A 26,087-nucleotide genomic window follows, 5' to 3' on the forward strand; every position below is an offset into this window, starting at 1 on the left:
CTTTATTTGGCTAACTGGCTAGTGAATTGCCCGTTATGAGTAGTGCAGCTGAAGCCCTTAATTCGGCAGCTTCATGCGGTACAGGCGAAACGGATAGTCGACTTTATCCTGTCCGTCATTGTATTTCTTCGTGCGGTGAATCTGGGCAGCCGTCATGTACAAATAGCCATCCGAACCCACGGCGAAGCTATCGGGCCAGAGAAAACGGCTGTCTCTGGCCAGCGTTTCGAGTTTGCGGTCCGGCGTTAAATACCGTACCGCTTTGTTGGGCGAATCCGTCAGGTAGACATTACCCTTCGCGTCGGAGGTCATGCCGTGTGATACGCCGGTCTCAGCCACTTCTTCTACGTGTTTGGCAACCTCCGCCGGACTCAGGTTAGGATTCCGCAGGTATTGTGTTTCGATTCGGTACAGCTTGGTTTGGTTAATGGCCCGGTAATAAAAATACTTGAAGTCGTCGGTCAGGGCGATACCATTGACGTTGCTGCTGAACGATTTTCCTTTGTCGTCCTTTACTTCCTTGCCGTCAATTTTGAGCTTAAACTCCGGATCGGCCTTGGTCGATTTATCGTCCTGTAGCAGATTTCGGCTCTTGCCCGTTTTTAGGTCTAGTACGACAATCGTGGCCCGCTTGGGATCCGACAGGTACGCAAACTGGTGCTCAGTATCGACGCGAACGTCGTTGAGGGCCGTTTTCTCGCGGGGCAGGTCCTCGAAGCGATAGATTTTCTCGACCTGATCATTTGCCAGGTTGATCTTCATCAGCTTGACGCCGTCCGGAATGGTTGCCTCCTCGCCGGGGTTGCCGGGGTCGAGTACCCAAAGCGCGTTGGTTTTGTCGACGAACAGCGCCTGTACGTTCATAAACCGATCTTTGGGCTTCAGCGAATCCCACTGGTTCCATTCGGCGTTGGGGTAAGGTTTCCGCTGCCCCGGTCCGTCGCCACGGTTGATAATCTCCGCCAGCCCGTAGTCGTAATTCTCCGGTTTTTTCGGGAACGTAATAAATATGCGTCGTTCCTTGGAAACGCCCACGCCGATGGGCTGGTGTTTGCCAAACTCAGCCACCGTTTCGACCTTTGGCGACTGGCCGGGCTGAGACTGAGCGATTACCGCTGTGCTGCTCATAATTAGAGATAAAGCAAAAAGAGATGTTTTCATGCGTTGATTAACTAACTAGCTTCCTAACGACGGTCCGATGGGAAGGTTTCAAAAATTTACCACCCGCAAAGCCGCGATCCCACAGGCTCCGCTTTGTCGGTTTTCGTAACCTTCGCTTTCGTACAGCGGTTAGGTGAGAGCAATACATTTCAATGTTATGTTCGTCTCTTTTACGCGTCAGTTGCTCCCGTTGCTGTTAACTATTGGTAGCGCAACAGCCTGGGCGCAGTCTACGTCCTACGCTACCATCGGGCAGGTTGTCCGCACGGACCCAAAACTGAATCAACTTATTCCGGCTGATGCCAAAATCGAAATTATCGGCGCTGGTTTCGGTCATCTGGAAGGCCCCGTCTGGGTCAAAGACAGCAACTGTTTGCTAGTCAGCGACACGAAAGCGCAGATCACTTACAAGTGGTCGCCAACGAAAGGCCTGTCGAAATTTCTCGAGAAAACCGGCTATACCGGCCCGATGCCTTACAGCGAAGAACCCGGTAGCAATGGCTTGACGATTGACGGGAAAGGCCGACTAGTTATGTGCGATCATGGCGACCGGCGCGTTGCTGCGTTGCAGCTGGACGGCAAGTGGGGGAAACAAACCCTGGCCGATAGCTACCAGGGCAAACGGCTCAATAGCCCCAATGACGTAGTAGCGCACGCAAACGGCAGTTTGTATTTCACCGACCCATCGTATGGCCTGCCGAAAAAAGAGAAAGATCCAACGCGGGAACTGATCGTCAACGGCGTGTACCAGCTGATGCCGAACGGTACGGTTAATCGGCTCATCAGCGACATGACGACCCCCAACGGCCTGACGTTTTCGCCGGATGGTAAAACGCTTTACGTGTCGCAATCGGACTCGCTGAAGCCACTCATTATGGCATACCCCCTGCTCGCCAACGGCACTGTCGGCCAGGGAAAAATCTTCTTCGATGCTAAGTCGGTTCCCAAACTTCGGGATAAGGAAGTGCCGGACGGGATCAAAACGGACCGCGACGGTAATCTCTGGGCGGCTGGTCCGGGCGGCTTGCTGATTATCTCGCCCGCTGGTAAGCTGCTGGGCCGGATCGACACGGGCGAGGTAATTGCCAACTGCGCCTGGGGAGACGACGGATCGATGCTTTACGTTACGTCCAATACGTTCCTGTGCCGCATAAAAACCAACGCCAAAGGGATCATACCCGGTAAACCATAATGAACGAATTACGGCGAGCCATATGCGAATCAAGCGGAGTGGCTTATCTACACAGATAAGCCAACCAAATCAAGCGGCACGATTTTGTCGCTTTTTTTGTATATTTGGCATAATGCTATTGGATTGCCGTAGCGACTGTTTGCTGGCCAGGATGTTAAGGTCAGCGTTGTATCACCTTCACAAGCTGTTACCTTGACATTTTCTGAATTCAATCTCCACGACGACCTGCTGGCCGGAGTAGACGCCATGAACTACCTGAAGGCCACGCCTATTCAGGAGATGGCCATCCCTAAAATCATCGAAGGTCGCGACCTTATTGCCAGCGCCCAGACAGGAACCGGCAAAACGGCGGCCTATCTGATTCCACTCCTCGATAAAATTTCCCACGCCGATCACGATCACACCAGTACGTTGATCCTGGTGCCCACGCGCGAGCTGGCCAAGCAGATCGACGAACAGGTCGAGGGATTTGGCTACTTCGTTCAGGCGACCAGCATCGCGATCTACGGGGGCGGGAAAGGCGACGAGTGGGACAAGCAACGGAAAGCGCTGGAAACCGGTGCTGATATTATTATTGCCACACCTGGTCGGCTCATTGCTCACATGCAGTTGGGCTACGTCAAATTCGACAAGATTAGCTATCTGGTGCTGGATGAAGCGGATAAGATGCTCGACATGGGCTTCTCCGACGACATCCAGAACATTGTCGATAAACTACCCAAACAGCGGCAGACCCTGCTGTTCTCGGCGACCATGCCGAACAAGATCCGGGAGTTTTCGAAACGGATTCTGAATGAACCGGAAGAAATCCGGCTGGCGGTGTCGAAACCTGCGGCCGGGATCGATCAGCAGTTTTACATGGCATACGACAGTCAGAAACTGCCGTTGCTGGCGCACCTGATCAAGAATAGCCCGACGCCGGTCAATAACATGGTGCTGTTCACCTCGCGCAAATCGGAAGTGAACGGCATCGTCCGGACGCTGAGCAAGCTGGGCTACGAAGCCCGTGGGATCAGTTCCGACCTAGACCAGGATGACCGTGAGGTAGTACTGCGGGATTTCAAAAACAAAGCCTTCCCGATTCTGGTCGCCACCGACGTGTTGTCGCGGGGGATCGATATCGATAACCTGACGCACGTCGTTAACTACGACATTCCGCGCGACGCCGAGGATTACGTACACCGGATTGGTCGTACGGCCCGGGCCGCGACAACTGGAACCGCCATTACGTTCGTCAGTGATCAGGATCAGCGCCGGGTGGTGAGCATCGAAAAACTCATCGAACGCGAACTGGATAAACGGGCGGTAACCGAAGAACTGGGTATGGGCAAAGCCCCCGAGTTCGACCCCCGTCGGTTCGGCGGCCCCCGCGACAAGAATAGCCAGGGCCGGGGACGAGATCGGAACCGGAGCCGTGGAGAGCGTAGTGAACGCCCGCGTTCGTCGGCGACCACCGAACAAAGTGAAACCGGCGAAGCGAAACCGGATAATAACCGCCGGCGCAACAACCGCCGTCCCGGTCAGGACAGACCCGGACAGGATCGTCCCGGTCAGGAAAGACCTAAACTAGTAGGCGATGGCGTAGAGAGTGGACACCTGGAAGGTGTCCCACCAACCATAGCCCGTCAGGTGGACAAGGATGTCTGTCAGCCGGTAGGCGAACCCGTCATCAAGGCTGAAGGCGAAGCAGGAACCAAGCCTAAACGCCGGAAGAAACGTCGTCGGGGACCGAAGCGGGAAGGCGAGGGGAACACTCAATCAACCGCCGATCAGGCGCCCGCACCAGTGGGTGAATAGACTGATAGCTAGCTTTATTAGCCAATAAAAATGCCCGATTTACGTAAGTAAATCGGGCATTTTTATTGGCTTTTACGTGGGCAGGTCTCAAAATAATATTCTGAGAGTAGGGGAGTCGCCAGGTAGTTTATGTATTTTTGCCAGTTACCAACCTAATCATCAACTGGTAAATTACATGATAAAACATTTCCTGACAGGACTGTTTGTCGCCAGTCTGGCCCACGGGGCGATGGCACAAACAACGTTCCCGAACAATGGGGTATACGACGAGCGACCGGGGGTCTTTGCCTTCACCAACGCCACTATCGTCGTCGATCCAAAAACAACCCTCCAAAACGCGACGCTGCTCATCCGGAACGGGCGCGTCGAAGCCGTCGGTACCAACGTAACCCTACCTGCTGGGGTTGTCGCGACCGACCTGAAAGGCAAGCGAATTTACCCTGGTCTGGTCGAGATCGATTCGGACTACGGTATGCCCGAAATCCGGCGCGCACCGGGTGGCGGTGGCCGCGGTGGGGCTCCCCAACTGGAGTCGAACAAGAAAGGGCCGTATTACTGGAACCAGGCTGTTCAGCCCGAGAACGAAGCCAGCCTGCTGTTCAAAGCTGACGAGAAAAAAGCCGACGAACTGCGGAAACTGGGCTTCGGCGCTACGCTGACCCATAACCATGACGGTATTATCCGCGGAACCGGCGCGCTGGTGTCGCTGGCCGACGAACGGGAAAATACGGTGGTGCTGATGCCTAGTGCAACGACGCACTATTCGTTCAGCAAAGGCAGCTCGACGCAGACTAGTCCCAACTCCATGATGGGAACGGTCGCCGTGATCCGGCAGGCGCTGTACGATGCCGACTGGTATAAACGGGCGGGTAACAAAGAGCAGGCTAACCTCTCCCTCGATGCCCTGAACCGTAGCACGTCGCTGCCCGCCATCTTCGAAGCCAACGATAAGCTCGGTATCCTGCGGGCCGACAAAATCGGTGATGAATTCAACATGCAGTACATCATCCGGAGTACGGGTGACGAATACCAGCGGCTGGATGAGGTGAAAGCCACGGGGGCTTCGCTGATCGTACCGGTGAACTTCCCGCAGCCTTACGACGTCGAAGATCCCTGGGATGCCGACAACGTATCGCTGTCAGAAATGAAGCACTGGGAAATGGCTCCGATGAACGCCGGTCGGTTGGTGACTGCCAACATTCCGTTTGCGCTGACGACGGCCGGGTTGCGTAACAAAACGGAATTCTGGGCTAATCTGCGGAAAGCCATTGAAAATGGCCTGTCGGAAGAGAAAGCCCTCGAAGCACTGACGACCATGCCCGCCCGACTGATTCGCGCCGAGAGCCTGGTCGGTACATTGCAGAAAGGCCGCGTCGCCAACTTCATTATTACGTCGGATAACCTATTCAGCCCCGACAATGTCATCTACGAAAACTGGATTCAGGGCAAGCAGTACATCATCGGTCAGAAAGATGCCACTGATCTGCGGGGCAGCTGGACGCTGGCCATCGCCGATCAGCCCGCACTGAAACTGAATATTACTGGCAAATCGATCGAAAAGCTGGATTACCAGATTCAGGCTGATACCGTAAAGATTACGCCGAAAGTTGTGCTGAACAACGACTTCATGTCGATTCAGGCGCAACTGAACAAACGCCGTCCGGGTACAACGCGTCTGACCGGTTATCGCACCAGCCCAACGACCTTTAAAGGCGATGGCGAAACGCCGGACGGTAAAAAAGTAAGCTGGACGGCTACCCGCACGGGCGATGCACCGGCAGCAGGTGGCCCCCGTTCGACATCAGCCACATCCACGTCGGCCGCTTCCACGGCGGCCGCTTCCACGGCGGCCGCTTCCACGGCGGCAGTTTCTACGACAGTCGCATCCACGACAGGTCTTGCTTCACTGCCAGCCAGCGCTACGGCGGTTATATATCCGTTTGTGGGAATGGGCAATGCGACCAAGCCCAAAGCCGAAAATACGCTGTTCAAAAACGCGACGGTCTGGACCAACGAGAAAGACGGTATCCTAACCAACGCCGATGTATACGTTGTAAACGGCAAGATCAGTCAGGTTGGCAAGAATCTGTCGGCACCGGCTGGGGCGAAAGTCGTTGACGCCACGGGCAAACACCTGACCAGCGGCATCATCGACGAACACTCGCACATTGCGCTGCTATCCGTGAACGAAGGGTCGCAGTCGAGCACGGCCGAGGTGCGCATGGCTGACGTCGTGAACTCCGAAGACATCAACATCTACCGGCAACTGGCGGGTGGCGTAACGGCCTCTCAACTGCTGCACGGATCGGCTAACGCCATCGGTGGTCAGTCGGCAATGGTCAAATTGAAATGGGGCGAAGCACCGGACGCCATGCTGATCAAAGGTGCTGACGGCTTTATCAAGTTTGCTCTAGGCGAGAACGTAAAACAAGCCAACTACCCCAACCCGAACGTACTGACGCGTTTCCCACAGTCGCGGATGGGTGTGGAGCAGGTGTACATGGATCACTTCACCCGCGCTCGTGAGTACGGCAAGCAGTGGAGCGATTACAACGGACTGAATAAGAAGGACAAAGCCAACGCCCAGGCTCCCCGCCGGGATCTGGAACTCGACGCCCTAGCTGAAATCCTGAACAAGAAACGGTTCATCACCTGCCACTCTTACGTCCAGTCGGAGATCAACATGCTGATGAAAGTAGCCGATTCGCTGGGCTTTAAAGTCAACACGTTCACGCACATTCTGGAAGGCTACAAACTGGCCGACAAGATGGCGAAACACGGCGTAGGCGGTTCGTCCTTTGCCGATTGGTGGGCTTACAAAATGGAGGTGAAAGACGCCATTCCGTACAATGCCGCGCTGATGCATCGGCAGGGCGTAACGGTGTCGATCAATTCGGATGACGCCGAAATGGCCCGTCGCCTGAACCAGGAGGCCGCTAAAACGGTGGAATACGGTGGTATGAGCGAAGAAGACGCCTGGAAAATGGTGACGCTCAACCCCGCTAAACTCCTGCACCTCGACAGCCGTATGGGTAGCGTGAAAGCGGGTAAAGATGCTGATCTGGTGCTTTGGAACGCTAACCCGCTGGCTATCTACGCCCGCCCGGAGGTGACGATGATCGACGGTACGGTGTATTTCAGCCTGAAAGATGAGGACGCCAAACGCGACGCCATGCAGACCGAACGCGCCCGGCTGATTCAGAAAATGCTGTCGGTGAAATCGGGTGGTACGTCTACCCAACGCCCCAACTTCCGGCGCGCCCGGATGTGGCACTGTGAAGACATTGAAGGTATGATGGCCGAAGGCGAAGAAGAAGGAAAATAAGCCACCGATGAAGAAACTATTCATTTCAATACTGACACTGGCATCGCTCACGGGCTATGCGCAGAACCCTGCTCCCGCCAAACCGCAGACCAAGACCATCGCGCTCACGGGCGGAACGGTCCACGTCGGGAACGGGCAGGTTATTCAGAACGGGATTGTCCTGTTCGACAAAGGTGTGATCACGAACGTAGTCGACGGTACGCTGGTGAAGCTGAACCTGAGCAATGACGTTGAGGTCATCGACGTAGCAGGGAAACATATCTACCCCGGCCTGATCTCCCCCGCATCGACGGTGGGCCTGCAGGAATTTGCGTCGGTCCGCGCGACGGTCGACATGCGGGAGATCGGTATCCTGAACCCCAACATCCGGGCACTGATCGCCTACAACACCGATTCCGAGATCATCCCCACGATCCGGAACAACGGCGTGCTGCTGACCCAGGCAACGCCCCAGGGCGGTACGGTATCGGGGAGTTCGAGCGTGATGATGACGGATGGCTGGAACTGGGAAGATGCCGCGCTGAAAAAAGACGACGGTATCTGGCTGAACTGGCCGACGTACTTTGCCCGCAGCTTCAACTTCGAGGATTTCAGCGTAACGCTCAAGCGGGACGAGAAACGTAACGAAGCTATTGCGGCCCTGAAGGCTACCTTCGCCGACGCCAAAGGTTACTCGGCAACGAAGAACCCAACGCCGATGAACCTCAAACTGGAGGCCATGCGTGGGCTGTTTACGGGAGCGCAGAACCTCTACGTTCGCGCCGATTACGGTAAGGACATCATTGAAGCGGTTAATTTCGCTAAATCGATGGGTGTGCAGAAAGTCGTGATCGTGGGTGGGGAAGAAGCCAACCGGGTTGTTACGTTCCTGAAGGAAAACAACGTACCGGTTATCCTCAGCGCCCTGCATCGCCTGCCGAACCGCGAAGACGAGGACGTCGATCTGCCGTACCGCATGCCGGGCATCCTGCAAAAAGCGGGTGTGCTGGTGGGCCTGAGCTACGCCGAAGAGTGGTGGCGCACCCGGAACCTGCCCTTCCTGGCGGGTACGGCCGCTGGCTTTGGTATCACCGACCGCGAAGAGGCCCTGAAACTCGTTACGTCGAACAACGCCAAAATCCTGGGTGTCGACAACGCCGTTGGGACGCTGGAAAAAGGTAAGCACGCGACGTTGTTCGTCTCGGCGGGTGATGCCCTCGATATGCGCACAAACCTGGTTGAGCAGGTCTTCATCCAGGGCCGAAAAGTCAACCTGGACGACCGCCACAAACGCCTGTATAAAACGTACAAAGACAAGTACGAGCAGAAGTAGTTTTTAGGTAGGATTAACAGGGTTTCGCAGATCAGCAACCTGTTGATCCGGTCTAAAAAGAAAAAGGGGGAGCCGGTAGGTTGCCCCTTTTTTGTAGCTTTAATGGTAACCACTGTACCACCTTCCTGCCATGATTACAATCCGCATCGATGACAACGATGTCAGCCTGCTCACCGTTTCTTTTCCCGAAGACCCCATTGGCAATGATCTGATTCGCCAGATACCGGGTCGACGATGGAGTTACAGCCGCCGGTGCTGGGTGGTGCCTAATAACCGGGAAAACGTAATAAAGCTTGGGCAACTTTTTGGCCGTGACTATTGTCGCTTCGACGAGGCCGTTGTGCGGCTCTATAAACCTGCCGCAACCCCCGCTGAAGTAGAACAGGCAACCAATCCGCCCTGGCCACCTGTCAGCAAACAACGAACAACAGCGCGTCGACTACCATTTCGTTACGCACCGCCCCAGCATGAATACGATCAGCATCCGGTTATCGTGGCTGTGTGTAATGCCCTGCGGGTTCAGGCGTACAGCTACAAGACCCTGAAAAACTACCGGCAGGCACTGATTATGCTGATTCGTTACCTGGGCGACAAGCCGGTTGAAGGATTGACAAAATCACAGTACCAACAATACCTACTCTACCTGGTCGACAAGCGTCGATTGAGCAGTGCGACAGTTAATGTCCATATCAACGCGTGGAAGTTCTATCAGGAGAAAGTCCTGCAGCGCGATAAAGAATACTACGATGTCGACTATCCGCGTCAGGCCGTCAAGTTGCCAACGGTATACAGCGTGGATGAAATCAAGGCCATTTTCCGGGCGACGACGAGTCTGAAATACCGGACGCTGTTTCAACTGGTGTACGCGACCGGCCTGCGGCTCAGCGAAGTGATCATGCTGCGGCTGGTTGACCTTGACCGCGTTCGGCGGCTGATCACCGTTCGGGGTGGTAAAGGCCGGAAAGATCGGATTGTGATGTTTTCGGAGAAGCTGGAAAATACGCTCGAGACATACCTGGCTCAAAACAAACCACAGGTGTATCTGTTTGAAAATGCTGAAAACAAGGAGCCGCTGGCCAACCGTACCGTGCAGCAAGTGTACAGCGATGTGGTTCAATTTGCGGGAATCACTAAACGGGGCGGCATCCACACGTTACGGCATTCGTTTGCTACCCACCTGCTCGAATCCGGTATGGATATCCGCTATATCCAGCAACTGCTGGGCCACGAAAGTATCCTGACGACTATGCGCTACACCCACGTAACAGCCGACAAAATCAGCACGCTTAAAAGTCCGCTGGATAATCTGTAGCCGGGTCATACCGACGTAGCATCGGACGGAGCCTGGCTAAACTGTAAAACTGTCGTTTCAGTATGTAACCCTGCGTCGTTCCAATCAAAACCCGTTTGTTTCGTTTTACCTGGCCTCGGGCGTCAAAGCGATATAACTGTTTGTCTGTACCGAAGAAGTAGTTGGGAAATCCGTCAATCGACCACTGCCGAATAATAAATTCGGTTTTGATAACCGTTTCTGTACCCTTCATCTAGTTGCCTACTACGTGTTAAAACTCTATCCTTGTTAGCCGACAAGGACTAAGGCTACAAAGCTAAATAAAAAACAGTGCGCTTAATATGGAATGCCTGATAGTCAGTGGATTGATATTAAGCGCTCTTGCGTACAATAGTATGTTGGGTGAACACAACAAGCTGAAAAGTGTGTTTGTCATCGCTCCGGCGACAGGGCGCACGACTCGACAGGCAGGCTGTTTAGCTCGTTAGGCAGCTCCCGTTGACAAGTTAACCGCCTGAATTGGTGAGTTTGACAGGTTGGGCAGGTGGCGTGCGACAGGGGAAACGCCCTGAAACGGTGGCTTGACAAAAAGCGGATTCAGCCCGTAGCGGGAAGGCTTCGCGCAGGTCTGGAATCGGATTCGTGCGTTGTGTTTCGCTCCGCGTGGGCAGGCTACCGCTGACAAGACGCACGTCCCGCAGGACGGTTTGCAGCCCAACCAAACAGGGGTGTAAAGGTTGACACTACGTTTGTTGTTTGCAGTGGTCGCTTCATCCATCAGCCCCTGTGGGTGTTGGGTGAATCGGCCAAAATGCTAGTCAAAGGCGGGTTACCGGCGACAGGCGTACGGCTCAACAAGTCAGCTTTTGGCTCGTGAGTCGGGTTGCGGTTGACAAGCCAAACGCCCCGGCATTTAAGCTTGGGTAAAAGCTACAATATAGGGCTAAATTAATGCTAAGGTTGTTGTAATATTGTGTTATACGCTACAATAGAATGAAAACACTGACTGTCAACGATAAGGATTACGCCAAAGCTCTAAAGCTGTTGATTGAAAACGGCATTCAAACTGAGACAGAACCCGAAGTTATGATTCCACTCCTGCGCAAGAGTAACGCTAAATCTGGCGAGACTCCTGCCGCTTTCGGTGGTATTTGGGCTAGTGATGAACGTACTATGGCATCAATCCGGGCGAAAGCATGGCCAAAAAGAAGATAATCCTGTGCGATTCTAACGTATTGTTTGACTATTTCCGAGGAGTGCCCGTGATGGTTCAGGAATTGGATGAGCTTGGTTTTGACCGTCTGTTTCTGAGTGTAATTTCAGAAGCGGAAATGTATGTGGGTATGAAACGTAGCGAAAAACGTAAAACGGTCGAAACTATCAACAAGTTTAACGTGATTGGTTTGGACGCTGAAATCTCACGTCGACTACTCAATCTGACTTGGGAACATTATGCGAAACGACCGGGCATAGCTGACATGATTATCGCAGCAACCGCGTTAACCTATCCGGTTGAATTGTTCACCTTTAACAAGAAAGATTTCGATTTTGTGGAGGGCATCGCTTTTTACCGTCCCAAGTACAAACATCAGTACGGCCCTGAATCTGCATAAACCAGCTCTCCTGCGACAGTACGCTCGTCCCGAAGTGAAGATTCGACAGCCCAACCTCCCATGTGTGTAAATGTCTCGCTACGCTCGTCATAAGCACATGGTGGCGTTGGGTGGTAAGCAACAAGAGTAGCCGGAATACTAGTAAGCGTTGACTGAATAAGGCGGAGAAAACAGGGGTGGTATAAAGTGTAGAGTCCCGCCTTTGGTGACAAACCATGTTCAAGGAATCATTACTAACACTCTGGTCATGACGCAAAGTCACGCCCTGCTGATAAAAGAGGCTTCTTTCCTACATCTCAACCACCCGCGTAATGGCAACCGATTACAACGCAATTGCAAAAGAATACCAGGCCTCAAAGTTATTGCCCTGGCGAAACTACGTCGAGTCGCACACATTCTTTGCGTTGGCAGGCGATCTGTCCGACCTGGATGTGCTCGATCTAGCTTGTGGAGAAGGGTTTTACACCCGGCAGATCAAGTATAGAGGGGCGGCTCAGGTTACAGGGGTTGACATTTCGGATGGTATGATTCAACTTGCGCGGGAGGCTGAAGCCGCTTCGCAACTCGGACTTGAGTATCACTGCCAGGATGTTTTGCTGCTCAACCTCGACAAGAAATTCGACCTGATCTGCGCCAGTTACCTGCTTAACTACGCCCGCACGGCTGACGAACTCAATCAGATGTGCCGGGTTATTGTCAACCATCTGAAACCCGGCGGCCGTTTCATTACTATTAATAGCAATCCTGATTATCAAGGTAGTGCTGCGATCATGTTTCCGTATGGATTCACCCGCGAAAACGATAGTTACGAAGAAGGAGCCGCCATTACGTATCGCTTTTATCAGTCGGATGCGTCACACATTGCCGTTACCAATTACCACCTCGAAAAATCTACCCACGAAACGGCTTTACAGTCGGTGGGCCTTTCCCAGATTCAGTGGCATCCGGTGAAGGTTTCTCCCGAAGGCGTTGAGCTGCACGGAAAGGACTATTGGGTCGCCATTTTAAGTTGGCAACCCATCGTCGGGCTTTCGTGTGTTCGAGAAAAGATGTAAGACATAGGCCACTCGGCCAAACTCATCATGATTTATTTAACTCAGTTAGTCTACGTTAAAGAAGGGCAGCAGGAAGTCTTCCATCAGTTTGAAGAGGTTGCTATTCCACTCATTGCGAAGTACAATGGTCAACTTTTGCTACGCATACGTCCTACGGATGAGGCCTACGTCGAACAACAGATGGACCGTCCCTACGAAATTCATTTTGTAAAGTTTGATACGGAGGAGGACTTTGCCGCTTTCAGTAATGACGAGAGCCGTAAGCAATTTTTGCACTTGAAAGAGCAATCCGTTCAAACGGCTATTTTAATTAAGGGAGAGAGGCTGTAATGCTGATGCCGGGTTTCTTGAAACATAGAGGATACGTTCCGAACGCACACGAGACGGCGAATAATCGCCTGTGTCACAACTCTATGAAAAAGAATGGGGTCTTATCAGAAACTAAATTGTACGGGTATGAAGACTTGGCTGGTTTCTTTTTTCGTGATCGTATTCACCAGTTTACTCTCATGCAACGAAAAGACAGTTGACCCCATTGACACTATTGCCCAGTCTAAAAGTGGCTGGGCAACAATTGACCTCAATACTGACTACATAATTCAGTTTCCAGAAAACCAGTACATAGGAAGCGGCTTTAAACTACGAACCTCCTCCAGTGACTTTGGTGATAAGCCTACCTTCATTAATCGTAGAGATGAGCAGGCAACGATCAATGCCACGTTTTGCAACCCGAATGCTTATCCCTGCTCGCTGATATACTACGGTGAACGCCTGGCTGTCCCGCTAACGGCTTCAATTCCGTTTCGGAATGCCAGGGGAGAGGACGACGTATTACCGAACCGTGTTACGTTTGGAATAGCAAACGACCTGTTCGCTGTGTTGTACTACGGTGAAAATGCTGGCGTAACGCGTCGTTCGTACGAAGGTCGTTTGTACACATTGTCTCGCTCCAGCGGTTCACTGCAACTGGCGGGGAGTGTTCAGTTTAGCGAAGCAACGAAGGCCGAAATCATTGCTATTTTATCGACGATCATGCCCAAATAAATGGCGGTTGCCGTTTTGCGTTACCGTGGGTGGTTATTAAATCAGCCTGACAAGTAGATCGGGTTTCTGTTTACAGTAGAATTGTAAAAAATGAAGTTTAGACAGGCGCAAGTCGGTGATATTTTAGCCATCGTTCAAATGCTGGCAGACGATGAGTTGGGGCAAACTAGAGAAGATTTTAGAACGCCATTGCCCGCTGCCTATTATCAGGCATTCGAACGTATCACCAGCGACCCTAATCAGGAGCTTATTGTCGTTGAAAATGAATCCGGAGAGATTATTGGTACGTTGCAACTGAGTTTCATTCAGTACCTGACCTATCAGGGGGGCATCCGGGCACAAATCGAAGCGGTCAGAGTTCACAAACACCACCGGGGTGAAGGCGTTGGCCAGCAATTCTTCCTGTGGGCCATTGAACGATCCAGGCAACGGGGTGCCCACATACTCCAACTCACCACTGATAAGCAGCGGCCTGACGCGCTTCGATTCTATGAGCGCTTAGGCTTCAAAGCGACTCACAAAGGCATGAAATTACAGCTGTAGTTTGGAAGAGATAACACGCACAATGCGATGCCTACTTACAGGCCCGTTGCTGACTGGTCGATCATACTGCTTTATAACCCAAGAGAACTTTTTTAGAGATTATTTGGGGGATTGTTTTTGTCATCCCGACGACAGGAGGGATGACAAAAAAAGGCGATTTTGACATGGATAGTACTTTTTCCAAACAGTCCCCTATGATTACTACGCATCAACTGGACGAGCTACGCGACGAACTGGCAATCGAAGCGAAGAATGGGCTCAATTTTACGTGTGCCGCCAGTCTGATATGGTTTGCGATTGGCTTTGTCTGGACGCTGGACGTAACGCCCTACACGCAGTCAATTCTTACGTTCTGCGTCGGAGCACCCATGCTGCCAGTAGCTTTCGCACTGTCAAAAGTATTTAAAACTGCCTGGACGGTTAAAAATAATCCATTACAACCACTGGGCCTTTGGTTGAATTTTGCGCAATTGTTTTACTTCCCTTTGTTGTTTTTTGTACTCGGAAAAATGCCGCTCTATTTCGTTATGACATATGCGATTATTACCGGAGCGCATTTCTTTCCATATAGTTGGTTCTATCGAAATACGCTATATGCCGTTTTCGCAGGTATCGTTTCGATAGGGTCCTTTTTACTGGCACTATGGCTGTCAAACGAACACATGTATGTCGTCCCTTTTTTCGTGAGCGCGTCGCTGGCTGTATTGACTGGGTTGCTTTACCTGAACTACCAGAAACGGTACCAAAGCGCCTTGGCCAGTCAGGTTGAAAAGTCATTTTCTGGGACACAAAGCTTGACGTAAACACTGGTATTACCGGCTTTATCTAACTTTCGATGCTGCATCCTGATATTGCCCAAGAGCTGATAATACGGCGTAAGCACGACCTTGACGTTCGGCAACGACTTATTGCCGACGGGAAGCTGTTTCGTGGGTATAGCCCGGACATGGAAGCCGTGCATCTGGATAATGCCCGTCGACTTCAGGAGATCATCGACCAGATTGGCTGGCCCGCCCAGGAACAGGTAGGCGAGGAGGCTAGTCAGGCCGCCTGGTTACTGGTCCAGCACGCCATCAGCTTACCTGCTTTCATGAAACGCGTTCTTGCGTTACTGAATGAACAGAAAACGTCGAGAACGATCGATCCCGTTAACGTGGCGTTTCTGTCGGACCGAATTGCCATGTATGAGAACCGGCCTCAATCGTACGGCACTCAATTTATTCGCAATGAACAGAGCCAGCTTGAACCCTATCAGCTAGACGGACCTATTGACCAGGTCAACCAACGTCGCCAGCAACTAGGACTCAATACTGTTGAGGAACGGTTGGCTGAGCTGACCGCTCAAATGAACGTTGAGAAGGAGGAGCCCCAAACGGCAGCCGAACAACAATCGGAGCAGCAGGCATATGAGGCCTGGCGCAGACGAGTTGGTTGGATCACCACGTAATTGCTTATTTGTTACCAACGTGACATAGCCGGGAGCCCAGCGACGGTAAGTAAAAGATTGACTCGTTCGACTGTATCTTTGGCGAACGTAATAAATCGTTCTACGTCGAATTAAAACGTTCTGATCGGCATCAGAATGTAGTTTACTAGCCTCGTATGTTATTCCTTGTTACCAGCATTGTCCTGTCGGTCGTACTGCTGCTGAATTTTCGGTTGTTTCCGCGTTACGGTGTCAATACCTTTCAGGCCATTGTCTTTAATTACATCGTCTGTTTTCTGACGGGGTGGTTGTTACTCCCAGCGGGTCAGTCGTTTTCGCTCGATTTTTCGCAGCCCTGGACCTGGCCGTCGCTGGCGTTGGGTGTCGGCTTTATTCTGACGTTTTTGCTGTCAGGGGCGTCAACCCAGACGATGGGAATCACTGCTACGTCGCTGGCTAACAATCTGTCGCTGGTGATTCCGGTTTGCTTTAGCCTGTTCGTCTTTCAACCCGGTAGCGCATCGGGAGCGGGATTCAATTTCCTGAACTACCTGGGATTAGTGATTGCCGTGCTGGCGGTTGGGCTGAGCACGTACCGCAAAAGCGAGGTCGAGACGGCGCCGTTGGCCGGAACGGGCGAACAACTCAACCGTCGGCGGGTAGGAGCGGCCGTGTTACTGCCGGTAGCTGTGTTTCTAGGCTACGGCGCGACGAATACGACGATTAACTACATCAACCTTCGCTTTATTCCGTCGGCCAACCAGACAGTACAGGTAACGCTGACAATGGTGTTGGGCGCTATTGTCGCGGGGTTGGTGATGCTGATCGTACGGGTTATTCAGGGAAAAGAGAAAATTGAGGCAAAAAGCTTTGTGGGGGCCGTTACGTTAGGCGTGCCCAATTTCCTGAGTTTCTACACGCTGCTGCTGGCCTTGTCTGCTTTTCAGAATAATGGGGCGCTCGTGTACCCGCTCTATAACATCGGCGTGATTTTACTGGCAGCGCTGATGGCTACCGTCTTCTTTCGGGAGCAGCTTTCTACCGCCAATCGGATTGGGCTAGTGCTGGCCGTACTGGCCATTGGACTTATTTCGTGGCAGGAATTCATCTGAACGCCTGCCACGTATGGTTACCGTCTGCGGCTGGTGTCGGCATTGGCCGTGCTGTCCGCTTTTTGCTTGGCTTCCTGTTTCTTCTGTTTCTTAAAATAGCCACGGAGCAGGAAGTTATTCTGAGCGGCTTTCAGGTCCTCGTTTAGCAGGGCGCTGCCCGTACTGAGGTTACTCAACGTGTTCCGTAAGTTGGTGGCCGTTTCCTGATCCGTCAGTAAGACGCCTAAGGGCGAATTCGTATTGTTCAGCTTCTCCGACGCTCGGTTGAGGTTAGTTGACGTCTGACTCAGCGTCCCAATCGTGCGTTCGGCTGAGGTGGCTGCCGTTTCCAGACGAGCCGCCGAACGGCTGAAGCGTTTAAATACCGTCGTGTCGGTTACCAATTCATTGGCCAGAGAGCCTTTGGTGTTGAGCTTAGCGGCAAAACGAGACACCGAACTGGTAACCTGTGCCGTACTGGCCGATGCCCGTTCGAGGTTTTGCATAGCCCGCTTGAAGTTGTTGGCTACCATCGAGTCGGTCAGTACAGCGCCGACCGTTCCTTTACCGCGCCGGATATTACCGACCAGCGCCTTGAAATCGTTGGTGACGTTGAGCAGGTTCCGGTTGTTTTCCTGTAGGGTTTCCAGTACCTGATCCGAGCTCAGAGCCTCCTGCGACCGAAGCCGGTCATCTTCTTCAATTTCAGGGTGACTCGTCGTGCCGCCTACGATCAGAACGATTTTGTTACCAATCAGACCGTCGGAGCTGATGGTCGCTTTGGCGTCTTTCCGGATGTAAGGCTGAGCGCTCTCTTCGACGGTCATGTCTACTTCGACCTGCGCGCTGCCAGCAAACTTGATCCGTTTGACCGTCCCGATTTTGACACCTGAGAACCAGACGTTGTTCCCGGCTTTGAGCCCGGCCACGTCCTTGAAAACCGTAGAGATATTAATGCTTTTGGAAAAGCGTTTTTGCTGGCCACCTAGTACGAAAATACCAGCCAGTAAAATCACAATACCAAGCAGGACAAAAATGCCGACAATAACTGAGCGTTTATTTGATTCTGTACTCATTGGAGCCGAGTCGTTAGCGATTAGCAGGGCAGGTTATTAGCCAGCAGCCAGCTACTTCGTTGCTTAATTCGTAAAATTATAGTTGTAAAATTGTTGAATGCGTTCGTCTTTGTCGGCAAAAACCTCATCGAACGTGCCCACGCGCTCAAAACGGCCATCCAGCAGTATAGCTACCCGGTCGCCGGTTGTTTTCGCGCAGGTCAGGTCGTGGGTAATAATGATCGACGTTGCTTTGAAACGTTCCCTGACTTCATTGATCAGGTTGTTGATTTCAATACAGGTAATAGGGTCGAGGCCCGCCGTTGGTTCATCATACAGCATCACTTTGGGCTTCAAAATCAGCGTACGGGCAATCCCGATTCGTTTTCGTTGACCACCCGATAACTCCGATGGCATCTGGTTGATGGCCTGCGAAAGCCCAACGTCGTCCAGCGCTTCTTCGACGGCCTTGTTGATTTCGGCCTGCGACAGATTCCGTACGTTCCGCACCAGCGGAAACTCCAGATTTTCGCGGATGCTCATGCTATCGTAGAGGGCACTGCTCTGAAACGAAAAGCCTACCTGCTGGCGAAAGCGATCCATCTCTTTGCCGCTCAGCTGCTGAACGTTTTTTCCCAGCACAATGGCTTCGCCGGCATCCTGCTTGAGCAGGCCGACCAGAATTTTGATCAACACCGATTTACCCGTTCCGGACCGACCCAGTACCACCATGTTCTCGTTATCCTGCACATCCAGATCAACCCCCTGCAGCACGTGCAGCGAACCGAAAGATTTTCTGAGATTGCGAATCTGGATGACGGGTTCAGATTGAGTGGGTGTTGCCTGCATAGGTGACTAGTGTGACTAGTGATTGACAAATGAAACGGAAAATGATCAGGAGGACCGGAGAGCGCCCACGATCTGCAGCGAAAGCAGTTCCTCCATGAAAACCAGAAACATCGCCGTTACAACGGACGCGTTAGCGGCCTTCCCGACTCCTTCCGTTCCCTTCGATGAGTGGTACCCTTTATAACAACCAACCATGCCGATGGTATAACCAAAAACAATGGATTTTATCACCGAAGCGAAAATATCGAGGTACGTAATGGCCCCGAATACCTCCTGAATAAAACTCGGAAAGCTGGTCTGCTCGTTGACGTTCACGTTGATGTATGCGCCGATGAGGGCCACAAAAACGGTGTACATGGTCAGGAGCGGAATTGTAAATGATGTGGCTATAACGCGGCTGACAACCAGGAATTTAAACGGATCGGTGCCCGAAACTTCCATTGCATCGATCTGCTCGGTTACGTTCATTGAGCCCAGTTCGGCCCCAATACTTGAGCCTACCTTGCCAGCGGCAATGAGGGCCGTAACAAGCGGCCCCAATGCCCGAATGATAGCAATCGCGATCAGCTTGGGAAGCCAGGACGTAGCCCCGAACTCCGCCAGCGAAGGCCTTGACTGGTTCGTGAAAACGATACCGGTAATAAAACCCGTTACCGAGATCAGGAGTAATGACCGATAGCCAACTTCGTAGCATTGCCGTACAATTTCCTTGAACTCATACGGCGGCATAGCCAGCTCCCGGAAGAAGCGGGCGTTAAAGCTGGCAACGTCAGCAATGGTCGTGAAGAAAGAGTCGATCCGACGCGTCAGTAATGGTTTGTTCGACGAAGCCGATTTATTTACGTCAGATTGCATTTAGGCGTCAAAGTAATACCAAAAGCGTGAAACCCAGCCAGGGGGTACGTGTAGATAACTGTTTTACCCGGTCAGGGTTTTTTTTGTCAAAAACTTGCTGGAAAAGCAGACAATGTTTCTGACAAAAGTGTGCAAAGGTAGCCGGTTACGCCCAAAAAATTGCCCCATTCCAGCGGTATCATGCGGGAATGGGGCAATTTTAAAACTAAGCACTTCTGAATCAGCTCAGATACGTCTGGTGTGACTCCACCCAGGGCTGATACGCCGTTTTGATCAGCGGTTTCAGGAAGGCCGAGTAGTCGTCAGGACGCGACATAACTTCCTTGTAGACCAGTACCCGAAACAGGTAATATTTCGTTTCGCGGGGCAGCGACATCCGATAATAATCGCGGTGGTCGGTCCGCCGAAGCTGGTTTTGCAGGTAGCCCGGCCCGGCATTGTAGGCTGCTGCTACCAGCGACCACGAACCCAGTTGATCGTACAATTGCCGTAAGTACCGGCAGGCCGCCGTCGTGGCTTTCTGAACGTTGAACCGCTCGTCGACGCGGCTATTTACCTTGAGGCCCAGGGCTCGTGCCGTACCGGGCATCAACTGCCAGTAACCGGCTGCTCCTGCCCGCGACACAGCCTTCGGGCGTAGACCGCTCTCGGCCAATGGAATGTACCGGAAATCACTGGGGATATCGTACTTGGTCAGAATGGGGTCGATAACCGGAAAGAATTTATCGGCCCGCTCGCGCAGGGAACCCAGATCACGGGAGGAGTTACTGCGAAACAACGTAAAAACGCGTTTCCAGCGATCCACCACATCGGTTTGTTCAAAGGGTAAACATTCGCCACAAAAATTAACGTCCAGCAAAGGGAGCTCGGGTGCTGTTGTGGTCGTTAAGAGCGTTGTCAGTACGTTGGACTGCGTTGTTTGTCTTGTTCGCTGGGCAGTCCGTGAGGTGAAAGAAGAGGAGGTAACGTTTGCCGTAACCGTCGTGCCGGGCCAGAAAATGACCATTAGCAGAAAGATGCCAACTCGTTTGATCAAAACTCTACTCTGGATGATGAATAGGTATAACGCTAAGTCCTTGCTATGTATTCTCTTGATTGTCAGAAAATTGCATGAAAGAAGGCTATATGACAAAAACGGATTTTGTGAATGTACAGGCCAAAAAGCTGACCTTCATGGATTTACACCGGAAGACTTGGGCCAGTTGGGAAGACATTAAAATTGGATTTATGAAGGTCCATCTCGTCCGAATGCTGGCACTTCACCGCAAAACTCCGACCTTTGTCCCCAATCCGTCAGCGACCCGCCTGGGTTGTTAACTAGACGTACTATGCTTGAACTTGGACGAATGAATAGGCTGGTCGCGCTACGTGATACCAGCGTTGGTTTCTTTCTCGGCGATCCCGACGGTGATCCCGCCGACGATGTGCTGTTGCCGAACAAATACGTACCAGCTACGTTGCAACTCGACGACGAGATCGACGTATTTGTGTACCCCGACCACGAAGGTCGACCAGTAGCGACAACCCTGTCCCCCGCGATCCAGCGGGGTGAGTTTGCTGCGCTACAGGTGGCTTACGTGAATAATACAGGAGCCTTTATGGCCTGGGGCATGGAAAAAGACCTGCTGGTGCCTTACCGGGAACAGAGTCAGCCGATGGCCGTGGGCGAATGGTACGTTGTTTATCTGTATCTGGACCGGCAAACGAACCGCTTGGTAGCCTCGCCCCGTGTCAACCGGTTTCTGGATACTGATGCGAGCGATCTGTATGTAGGGGAGGAGGTACAACTGCTGGCTTATGAGGAAACGGATCTGGGTATCAACGTAATCATCAACAACCGCTACAAAGGGCTGGTGTACGCTAATGAAATCTTCCGTACGGTGCATCCCGGCGATCAGATGGTTGGCTACATCAAAAACATTCGGGATGATAACCGGGTAGACGTCAGTCTGCAACGGAGCGGCTACGACAATGTTGAGCCCAACGCCCAGCGTGTTCTGGCGACGCTCAAAGCCGAAGGTGGATTTTTACCCCTGACCGATAGCAGCGCTCCGGACGAGATCTACCGTACGCTCGAAATGAGCAAGAAGACATTCAAAAAAGCTATTGGTACGCTCTACCGCGAACGGAAGATCGTGCTGGAGGAAACTGGCATCCGATTGGTGTAAGCATCCTTATTATGATTACCTGGTCTGACTTTGAACGCGTCGATATTCGCGTGGGGACAATTCTGGAGGCCCGTCCGTTTCCGCAGGCGCGTAAACCCGCGTACCAGTTACTGCTGGATTTTGGCCCCGAGCTTGGTCACAAAAAATCAAGCGCGCAGATAACGCACCACTATACGCCCGAGACGCTGGTGGGGCGGCAGGTGCTGGCCGTGGTCAATTTTCCGCCGAAACAGATCGGCCCATTCGTGTCAGAAGTACTGGTGCTGGGTGTGCCGGATGACGCAGGTCATATCGTCCTGTCGGCCGTAGCTACGCTGGCTCCGAATGGAAGCCGATTAGTTTGATAATAATTAACACGTAACGACGCCGAATGAAACCTACCGTGACCATCGAATACTGCCCTAAATGTGGTTGGCTGCTGCGGTCGGCCTGGATGGCACAGGAACTGCTCACGACGTTCACCGACGATGTGCACGGGGTACTGCTACATCCGGCCGAGGTGAGTGGTCGCTTCTCCGTTCGTATCGGTGAGCAGGTGATTTTCGACCGGAAGGTTGCCGGCCGATTTCCGGAGATCAAAGAGCTGAAGCAACTGGTTCGGGATGTTGTCAATCCAGAAAAAGACCTGGGGCATTCCGACCGAAAATGATAGGCGAACTGGTAGATTACTATCATCGGCTACTTTCCTGTCCAACCTTGTTTCACTGACTTTATGCCCCTTCGCTCGCAAGAATGGTTCGGCCGTACCGGAAAAGACGGCTTTATTTACCGCGCCTGGATGAAAAACCAGGGCTTTCCGCATCACGAATTTGAAGGGAAACCCGTTATCGGTATCTGCAATACCTGGTCGGAACTGACGCCCTGCAACGCCCATTTTCGTGAGCTGGCCGAAGCCATCAAGCGGGGAGTGTGGGAAGCTGGTGGCTTTCCGCTGGAGTTTCCAGTGATGTCGCTGGGGGAGTGCCAGATCAAACCCACGGCGATGCTGTTCCGGAACCTGGCCAGCATGGATGTAGAGGAAAGTATCCGGAGTAACTCGCTGGATGGCGTTATCCTGATGTGCGGCTGCGATAAAACCACGCCCTCGCTGGTGATGGGAGCCTGTAGCGTTGATATTCCCACGCTGGTCGTATCGGGTGGACCGATGCTGGCCGGGCGGTTTCAGGGACGCAAAATCGGGACGAGTGATCTGTGGCGCTTCGCCGAAGATTTTAAAATGGGGCTGATGTCGCAGGAGGAGTTTGTCGCGGCCGAAGCGAGTATGGCCCGGTCGCAGGGGCACTGCGCCGTGATGGGAACCGCCAGCACGATGGCTGCCATGGTCGAATCGCTGGGACTGGCCCTGCCCGATAACGCTACTATACCGGCCGCCGATTCGCGCCGGAAAGTGCTGGCGCACATGACGGGCGTCCGGGCGGTAGAACTGGCCCGTGAGAACGTAACGCCATCCAAACTACTGACCCGGCAGGCGTTCGAAAATGCCATCATGATCAATGCCGCGCTGGGTGGCTCGACCAACTTCATCCTGCACCTGACCGCCATCGCCGGACGGGTGGGGATTGACCTGTCACTGGATGATTTTGATCGACTGTCGGCCAAGATTCCGCTGCTGGCCAATTTGCAGCCCTCGGGCGAACATTTTGTGGAAGACCTTTTCTACGCGGGTGGGCTCCCGGCCATTATTCGCGAACTACAGCCGTTCCTGCATAACGACGCGCTGACGGTTAACGGCCGGACGATCGGCGATAACTGCGTTAACGCCCAGTGTTACGACCCCGCGGTGATTGCGAGCGTCGATAAGCCGTTCAAGCCCGAATCGGGAGTAGCTGTCCTGCGCGGTAACATCTGCCCGAACGGAGCCGTCCTGAAGCCATCGGCCGCGTCGCCGTCGCTCATGCAGCATACGGGCCGGGCGGTGGTGTTCGAGAACATCGACGACTACAAAGCCCGCATCGACGACCCCGAGCTGGACGTTGATCCCAGTTGCGTGCTGGTTCTGAAGAACGTGGGGCCGAAAGGTTATCCGGGTATGCCTGAGGTGGGGAACATGCAGCTGCCCGCCAAGATTCTGGCGCTGGGTGTGCACGATATGGTCCGGATTTCGGACGGACGGATGAGCGGTACCGGCTTCGGTACGGTCGTCCTGCACGTATCGCCCGAAGCCGCCGTGGGGGGGAACCTGGCCCTGGTGCAGAACGGTGATCTGATTACGCTTGACGTTGAGCAGCGTAGTTTACACCTGCACGTCTCCGACGAAGAACTGGCCGGGCGGCTGGTGCAGTTCAAACCGCTTGATCTGGGCTATTCAAGGGGTTACGTCAATCTCTACATCCGGCACGTAACGCAGGCCCACGAGGGTGCTGACTTTGATTTCCTGAAAGGTGGATCGGGTAGCGTCGTTAGACGGGATTCGCACTAGTTAACGGCTTCGCGACGCTAGGATATTACCATAATGTCCGTAGTTTTAACGCATTAAACTCTGCTAAGACATATCGCTTTGCGCTCGTCCTTTCCTAGTGAGCGCCCAACCAATCATCTGCCTGTAGGTTACTGCCGGGCAGGTGATTGGTTGTTGTATTCTTTCAAGCATAAGTCTTCAGCTGTATGTCAACTCCCAAAAATTCAGCCATTGCCATTCTAGGCGGGGCCGGCAAGGCCGGTCGTCCATTAATACAAGAAGCCCTGGCGTCGGGCTACCACGTCCGTGTGCTTCTACGCCATCCCGAACAGTTCGATCTGGCCCATGAGCGGCTAACGATCATTCCGGGTGACGCCCGTTCGCCTGATTCACTTATTCAAGTCTTTCAGGGCTGCGATGCGGTGCTCAGCACCCTGGGACACCCGAAGGGAGAGACAGTGCCTATCATAGCCGATGTCGCGCAGCATATTGTAGCAACCATGCAGCAGCTAGGCATTCGTCGGTACGTGGTTGTCAGCAGTCTCTTCGTGACGGGCTCCGAGCAACTGGATGAACCTACCCGCCAGGCCGCCGAGTACATGGACGCACACTTTCCGCTGATGATGGACAATCGGCGACGTGAGTTTCGGATACTGGCCGACAGCGGTCTGGATTGGACTTACGTTCGAGTTCCTTTTCTGGTGCAACAGCCTGCTACGGGTGGGGTTGGTCTGAATATCAACCATCTACCTGGTCAGCAGATTACGGGGCCGGATCTGGCCCGCTTTCTGCTCGACCAGATTCTGGATCGGCGCTACGTCCGGCAGGCGTTATTCGTTGCCAGTAAGTAGTCGTAAAGCAGTATAAAGTACGAACGCCAGCGTTACCCTCGGGTAACGCTGGCGTTCGTTTTCGAGGCTATTCAGAACTATATTTCTTTTCCATTCGAGACCGCATCGCAACGATACGTATCAAAACGTTGGGTAGGATAACTGACCAAATAAGTTGCACAAGTAGATCAAATTTTGGAGTATTACCCGCTCATTTCTTGAACAGATGCTCAACTTTTCGAATCAAACAGCCATCATTACCGGTGCTGGCATTGGCATTGGTTTCGCCATCGCCAAAGCACTGACCCAGCAAGGGGCCAACGTAGTACTCAATGATTTTGACGCCGATGCGGCCCATCTGGCTGCCGATACGATCAACAAACAAGCCCAGCAATCGCCGTTGAACTGGGTAACACCGGGGCGTTGTCTGGCCTATCCGGGTGATGCGTCCGATGTAACGTTTATTCAGCATCTGGTTGATACGGCCGTACAGACATTTGGAGCTATCGATATTGCCGTTGCCAATGCGGGTATTACGGTCTTCGGCGACATATTTACAACGACACCCGAAGCATTCGAGAAGATCATTAACCTGAACCTGAGAGGGACATTCTTTCTGGCGCAGACGGTTGCAAAGCAGATGCGGGAACAGAATCAGACGGGTCCGCGACATGGAGGAAGAATCCTGCTTATGTCGTCGGTGGTGGGGCACCAGGCGCACCCTGGTTTGCCCGTCTATAGTATGACCAAAGCGGGGCTGGAAATGCTGGCTAAACAGCTCGTCATTGACTTATCGCCCCTCGGGATCACCGTCAACGCTGTCGCGCCGGGGGCTACGTTAACCGAACGAACGCTGGACGATCCAGATTACGTGCCGATCTGGTCGCGGATCACGCCGATGGGCCGCCCCGGCACCGTTGATGATATTACGAATGCCGCCTTGTTCCTACTCTCTCCGCAGTCTGGCCATATCACCGGCCAAAGCCTAGTTGTCGATGGCGGCTGGTCAAGCATCAGCCCACCACCAACTTTAATTAATGAATGAGCGAATGATAGAATGAGTGAATAGATACGACTCAAAG

28 protein-coding genes are annotated in these 26,087 nt (G+C 52.9%); 21 read left to right on the forward strand and 7 right to left on the reverse strand.

Going from position 1 to position 26,087, the window contains the following annotated elements; all coding sequences use genetic code 11:
• Positions 1 to 57: 57 nt before the first annotated feature.
• Positions 58 to 1,161: an L-dopachrome tautomerase-related protein gene (locus ACYVAD_RS18645; protein WP_461141033.1), complete on the reverse strand. Its 1,104-nt coding sequence runs from the start codon at positions 1,159 to 1,161 to the stop codon at positions 58 to 60.
• A gap of 157 nt (positions 1,162 to 1,318) precedes the next feature.
• Between ACYVAD_RS18645 and ACYVAD_RS18650 the strand changes: the two genes are divergently transcribed.
• The 5 genes from ACYVAD_RS18650 (at position 1,319) to ACYVAD_RS18670 (ending at position 10,099) form a co-directional block, all read left to right on the forward strand.
• Positions 1,319 to 2,353: an SMP-30/gluconolactonase/LRE family protein gene (locus tag ACYVAD_RS18650; RefSeq protein ID WP_461141034.1), complete on the forward strand. Its 1,035-nt coding sequence runs from the start codon at positions 1,319 to 1,321 to the stop codon at positions 2,351 to 2,353.
• A gap of 246 nt (positions 2,354 to 2,599) precedes the next feature.
• Positions 2,600 to 4,150 carry a DEAD/DEAH box helicase gene (locus tag ACYVAD_RS18655; RefSeq protein WP_461141153.1) on the forward strand — a complete coding sequence of 517 codons (1,551 nt, stop codon included), beginning with the start codon at positions 2,600 to 2,602 and terminating at the stop codon, positions 4,148 to 4,150.
• Between the two features lie 175 nt (positions 4,151 to 4,325).
• On the forward strand, positions 4,326 to 7,475 hold the full coding sequence (locus ACYVAD_RS18660; protein WP_461141035.1) for an amidohydrolase family protein: 3,150 nt from the start codon (positions 4,326 to 4,328) through the stop codon (positions 7,473 to 7,475).
• 7 nt (positions 7,476 to 7,482) lie between these two features.
• Positions 7,483 to 8,787 carry an amidohydrolase family protein gene (locus ACYVAD_RS18665; RefSeq protein ID WP_461141036.1) on the forward strand — a complete coding sequence of 435 codons (1,305 nt, stop codon included), beginning with the start codon at positions 7,483 to 7,485 and terminating at the stop codon, positions 8,785 to 8,787.
• A gap of 130 nt (positions 8,788 to 8,917) precedes the next feature.
• The gene (locus ACYVAD_RS18670; RefSeq protein WP_461141037.1) at positions 8,918 to 10,099 is read left to right on the forward strand and encodes a tyrosine-type recombinase/integrase; all 1,182 of its coding nucleotides are present in this window, start codon (positions 8,918 to 8,920) and stop codon (positions 10,097 to 10,099) included.
• Here ACYVAD_RS18670 and ACYVAD_RS18675 read toward each other — a convergent pair.
• Both ACYVAD_RS18675 and ACYVAD_RS18680 read right to left on the reverse strand, forming a co-directional pair.
• On the reverse strand, positions 10,074 to 10,331 hold the full coding sequence (locus ACYVAD_RS18675; RefSeq protein WP_461141038.1) for a hypothetical protein: 258 nt from the start codon (positions 10,329 to 10,331) through the stop codon (positions 10,074 to 10,076). The two genes, ACYVAD_RS18670 and ACYVAD_RS18675, sit on opposite strands and share 26 nt — an antisense overlap.
• A 253-nt stretch (positions 10,332 to 10,584) precedes the next feature.
• On the reverse strand, positions 10,585 to 10,800 hold the full coding sequence (locus tag ACYVAD_RS18680; RefSeq protein ID WP_461141039.1) for a hypothetical protein: 216 nt from the start codon (positions 10,798 to 10,800) through the stop codon (positions 10,585 to 10,587).
• A 271-nt stretch (positions 10,801 to 11,071) separates the two neighbouring features.
• Between ACYVAD_RS18680 and ACYVAD_RS18685 the strand changes: the two genes are divergently transcribed.
• The 9 genes from ACYVAD_RS18685 to ACYVAD_RS18725 all read left to right on the forward strand — a co-directional run bounded on the left by ACYVAD_RS18685 (position 11,072) and on the right by ACYVAD_RS18725 (position 16,871).
• A complete protein-coding gene (locus tag ACYVAD_RS18685; RefSeq protein WP_461141040.1) occupies positions 11,072 to 11,293 on the forward strand; it encodes a hypothetical protein in 222 nt (73 codons plus the stop codon).
• Positions 11,275 to 11,691 (forward strand): PIN domain-containing protein, encoded by a 417-nt coding sequence (locus ACYVAD_RS18690; RefSeq protein WP_461141041.1) that lies wholly within the window; start codon positions 11,275 to 11,277, stop codon positions 11,689 to 11,691. Before ACYVAD_RS18685 ends, ACYVAD_RS18690 begins: the two co-directional genes overlap by 19 nt.
• Positions 11,692 to 12,002: 311 nt before the next feature.
• A complete protein-coding gene (locus tag ACYVAD_RS18695; RefSeq protein ID WP_461141042.1) occupies positions 12,003 to 12,746 on the forward strand; it encodes a class I SAM-dependent methyltransferase in 744 nt (247 codons plus the stop codon).
• A gap of 27 nt (positions 12,747 to 12,773) precedes the next feature.
• On the forward strand, positions 12,774 to 13,076 hold the full coding sequence (locus tag ACYVAD_RS18700) for a DUF1330 domain-containing protein (protein ID WP_461141043.1): 303 nt from the start codon (positions 12,774 to 12,776) through the stop codon (positions 13,074 to 13,076).
• A 126-nt stretch (positions 13,077 to 13,202) separates the two neighbouring features.
• A complete protein-coding gene (locus tag ACYVAD_RS18705) occupies positions 13,203 to 13,790 on the forward strand; it encodes a hypothetical protein (RefSeq protein WP_461141044.1) in 588 nt (195 codons plus the stop codon).
• A gap of 90 nt (positions 13,791 to 13,880) precedes the next feature.
• Positions 13,881 to 14,333, forward strand: a complete 453-nt coding sequence (locus tag ACYVAD_RS18710) for a GNAT family N-acetyltransferase (protein WP_461141045.1) — start codon at positions 13,881 to 13,883, stop codon at positions 14,331 to 14,333.
• Between the two features lie 194 nt (positions 14,334 to 14,527).
• Positions 14,528 to 15,136, forward strand: coding sequence for a DUF7010 family protein (locus ACYVAD_RS18715; RefSeq protein ID WP_461141046.1), 609 nt, complete (start codon positions 14,528 to 14,530; stop codon positions 15,134 to 15,136).
• A 32-nt stretch (positions 15,137 to 15,168) separates the two neighbouring features.
• Positions 15,169 to 15,780, forward strand: a complete 612-nt coding sequence (locus ACYVAD_RS18720) for a DUF6624 domain-containing protein (protein ID WP_461141047.1) — start codon at positions 15,169 to 15,171, stop codon at positions 15,778 to 15,780.
• Between the two features lie 155 nt (positions 15,781 to 15,935).
• Positions 15,936 to 16,871 carry an EamA/RhaT family transporter gene (locus ACYVAD_RS18725; protein WP_461141048.1) on the forward strand — a complete coding sequence of 312 codons (936 nt, stop codon included), beginning with the start codon at positions 15,936 to 15,938 and terminating at the stop codon, positions 16,869 to 16,871.
• A 17-nt stretch (positions 16,872 to 16,888) separates the two neighbouring features.
• Here ACYVAD_RS18725 and ACYVAD_RS18730 read toward each other — a convergent pair whose 3' ends face one another.
• The 4 genes from ACYVAD_RS18730 to ACYVAD_RS18745 form a co-directional block, all read right to left on the reverse strand.
• Positions 16,889 to 17,926, reverse strand: a complete 1,038-nt coding sequence (locus ACYVAD_RS18730; RefSeq protein ID WP_461141049.1) for an MlaD family protein — start codon at positions 17,924 to 17,926, stop codon at positions 16,889 to 16,891.
• 63 nt (positions 17,927 to 17,989) lie between these two features.
• The gene (locus ACYVAD_RS18735) at positions 17,990 to 18,754 is read right to left on the reverse strand and encodes an ABC transporter ATP-binding protein (RefSeq protein WP_461141050.1); all 765 of its coding nucleotides are present in this window, start codon (positions 18,752 to 18,754) and stop codon (positions 17,990 to 17,992) included.
• A 45-nt stretch (positions 18,755 to 18,799) separates the two neighbouring features.
• Positions 18,800 to 19,609: an MlaE family ABC transporter permease gene (locus ACYVAD_RS18740; protein WP_461141051.1), complete on the reverse strand. Its 810-nt coding sequence runs from the start codon at positions 19,607 to 19,609 to the stop codon at positions 18,800 to 18,802.
• A 220-nt stretch (positions 19,610 to 19,829) separates the two neighbouring features.
• The gene (locus ACYVAD_RS18745) at positions 19,830 to 20,645 is read right to left on the reverse strand and encodes a lytic transglycosylase domain-containing protein (RefSeq protein ID WP_461141052.1); all 816 of its coding nucleotides are present in this window, start codon (positions 20,643 to 20,645) and stop codon (positions 19,830 to 19,832) included.
• Positions 20,646 to 20,719: 74 nt separating this feature from the next.
• Here ACYVAD_RS18745 and ACYVAD_RS18750 point away from each other — a divergent pair, with 74 nt between their 5' ends.
• From ACYVAD_RS18750 to ACYVAD_RS18780, 7 genes are all read left to right on the forward strand, one after another.
• The gene (locus ACYVAD_RS18750) at positions 20,720 to 20,926 is read left to right on the forward strand and encodes a hypothetical protein (RefSeq protein ID WP_461141053.1); all 207 of its coding nucleotides are present in this window, start codon (positions 20,720 to 20,722) and stop codon (positions 20,924 to 20,926) included.
• A gap of 11 nt (positions 20,927 to 20,937) precedes the next feature.
• On the forward strand, positions 20,938 to 21,777 hold the full coding sequence (locus ACYVAD_RS18755; protein WP_461141054.1) for a CvfB family protein: 840 nt from the start codon (positions 20,938 to 20,940) through the stop codon (positions 21,775 to 21,777).
• Positions 21,778 to 21,788: 11 nt separating this feature from the next.
• Complete coding sequence (locus ACYVAD_RS18760) at positions 21,789 to 22,121, forward strand: tRNA-binding protein (RefSeq protein ID WP_461141055.1); 333 nt, start codon at positions 21,789 to 21,791, stop codon at positions 22,119 to 22,121.
• 26 nt (positions 22,122 to 22,147) lie between these two features.
• The gene (locus tag ACYVAD_RS18765; protein ID WP_461141056.1) at positions 22,148 to 22,426 is read left to right on the forward strand and encodes an Rdx family protein; all 279 of its coding nucleotides are present in this window, start codon (positions 22,148 to 22,150) and stop codon (positions 22,424 to 22,426) included.
• A 63-nt stretch (positions 22,427 to 22,489) separates the two neighbouring features.
• Positions 22,490 to 24,196, forward strand: coding sequence for an IlvD/Edd family dehydratase (locus tag ACYVAD_RS18770; protein ID WP_461141057.1), 1,707 nt, complete (start codon positions 22,490 to 22,492; stop codon positions 24,194 to 24,196).
• Positions 24,197 to 24,381: 185 nt separating this feature from the next.
• Positions 24,382 to 25,026, forward strand: a complete 645-nt coding sequence (locus ACYVAD_RS18775; protein WP_461141058.1) for an NAD(P)-dependent oxidoreductase — start codon at positions 24,382 to 24,384, stop codon at positions 25,024 to 25,026.
• Between the two features lie 205 nt (positions 25,027 to 25,231).
• A complete protein-coding gene (locus ACYVAD_RS18780; protein WP_461141059.1) occupies positions 25,232 to 26,050 on the forward strand; it encodes an SDR family NAD(P)-dependent oxidoreductase in 819 nt (272 codons plus the stop codon).
• The last annotated feature ends 37 nt before the right edge of the window (positions 26,051 to 26,087 follow it).

This window comes from Spirosoma pomorum (assembly GCF_054776615.1).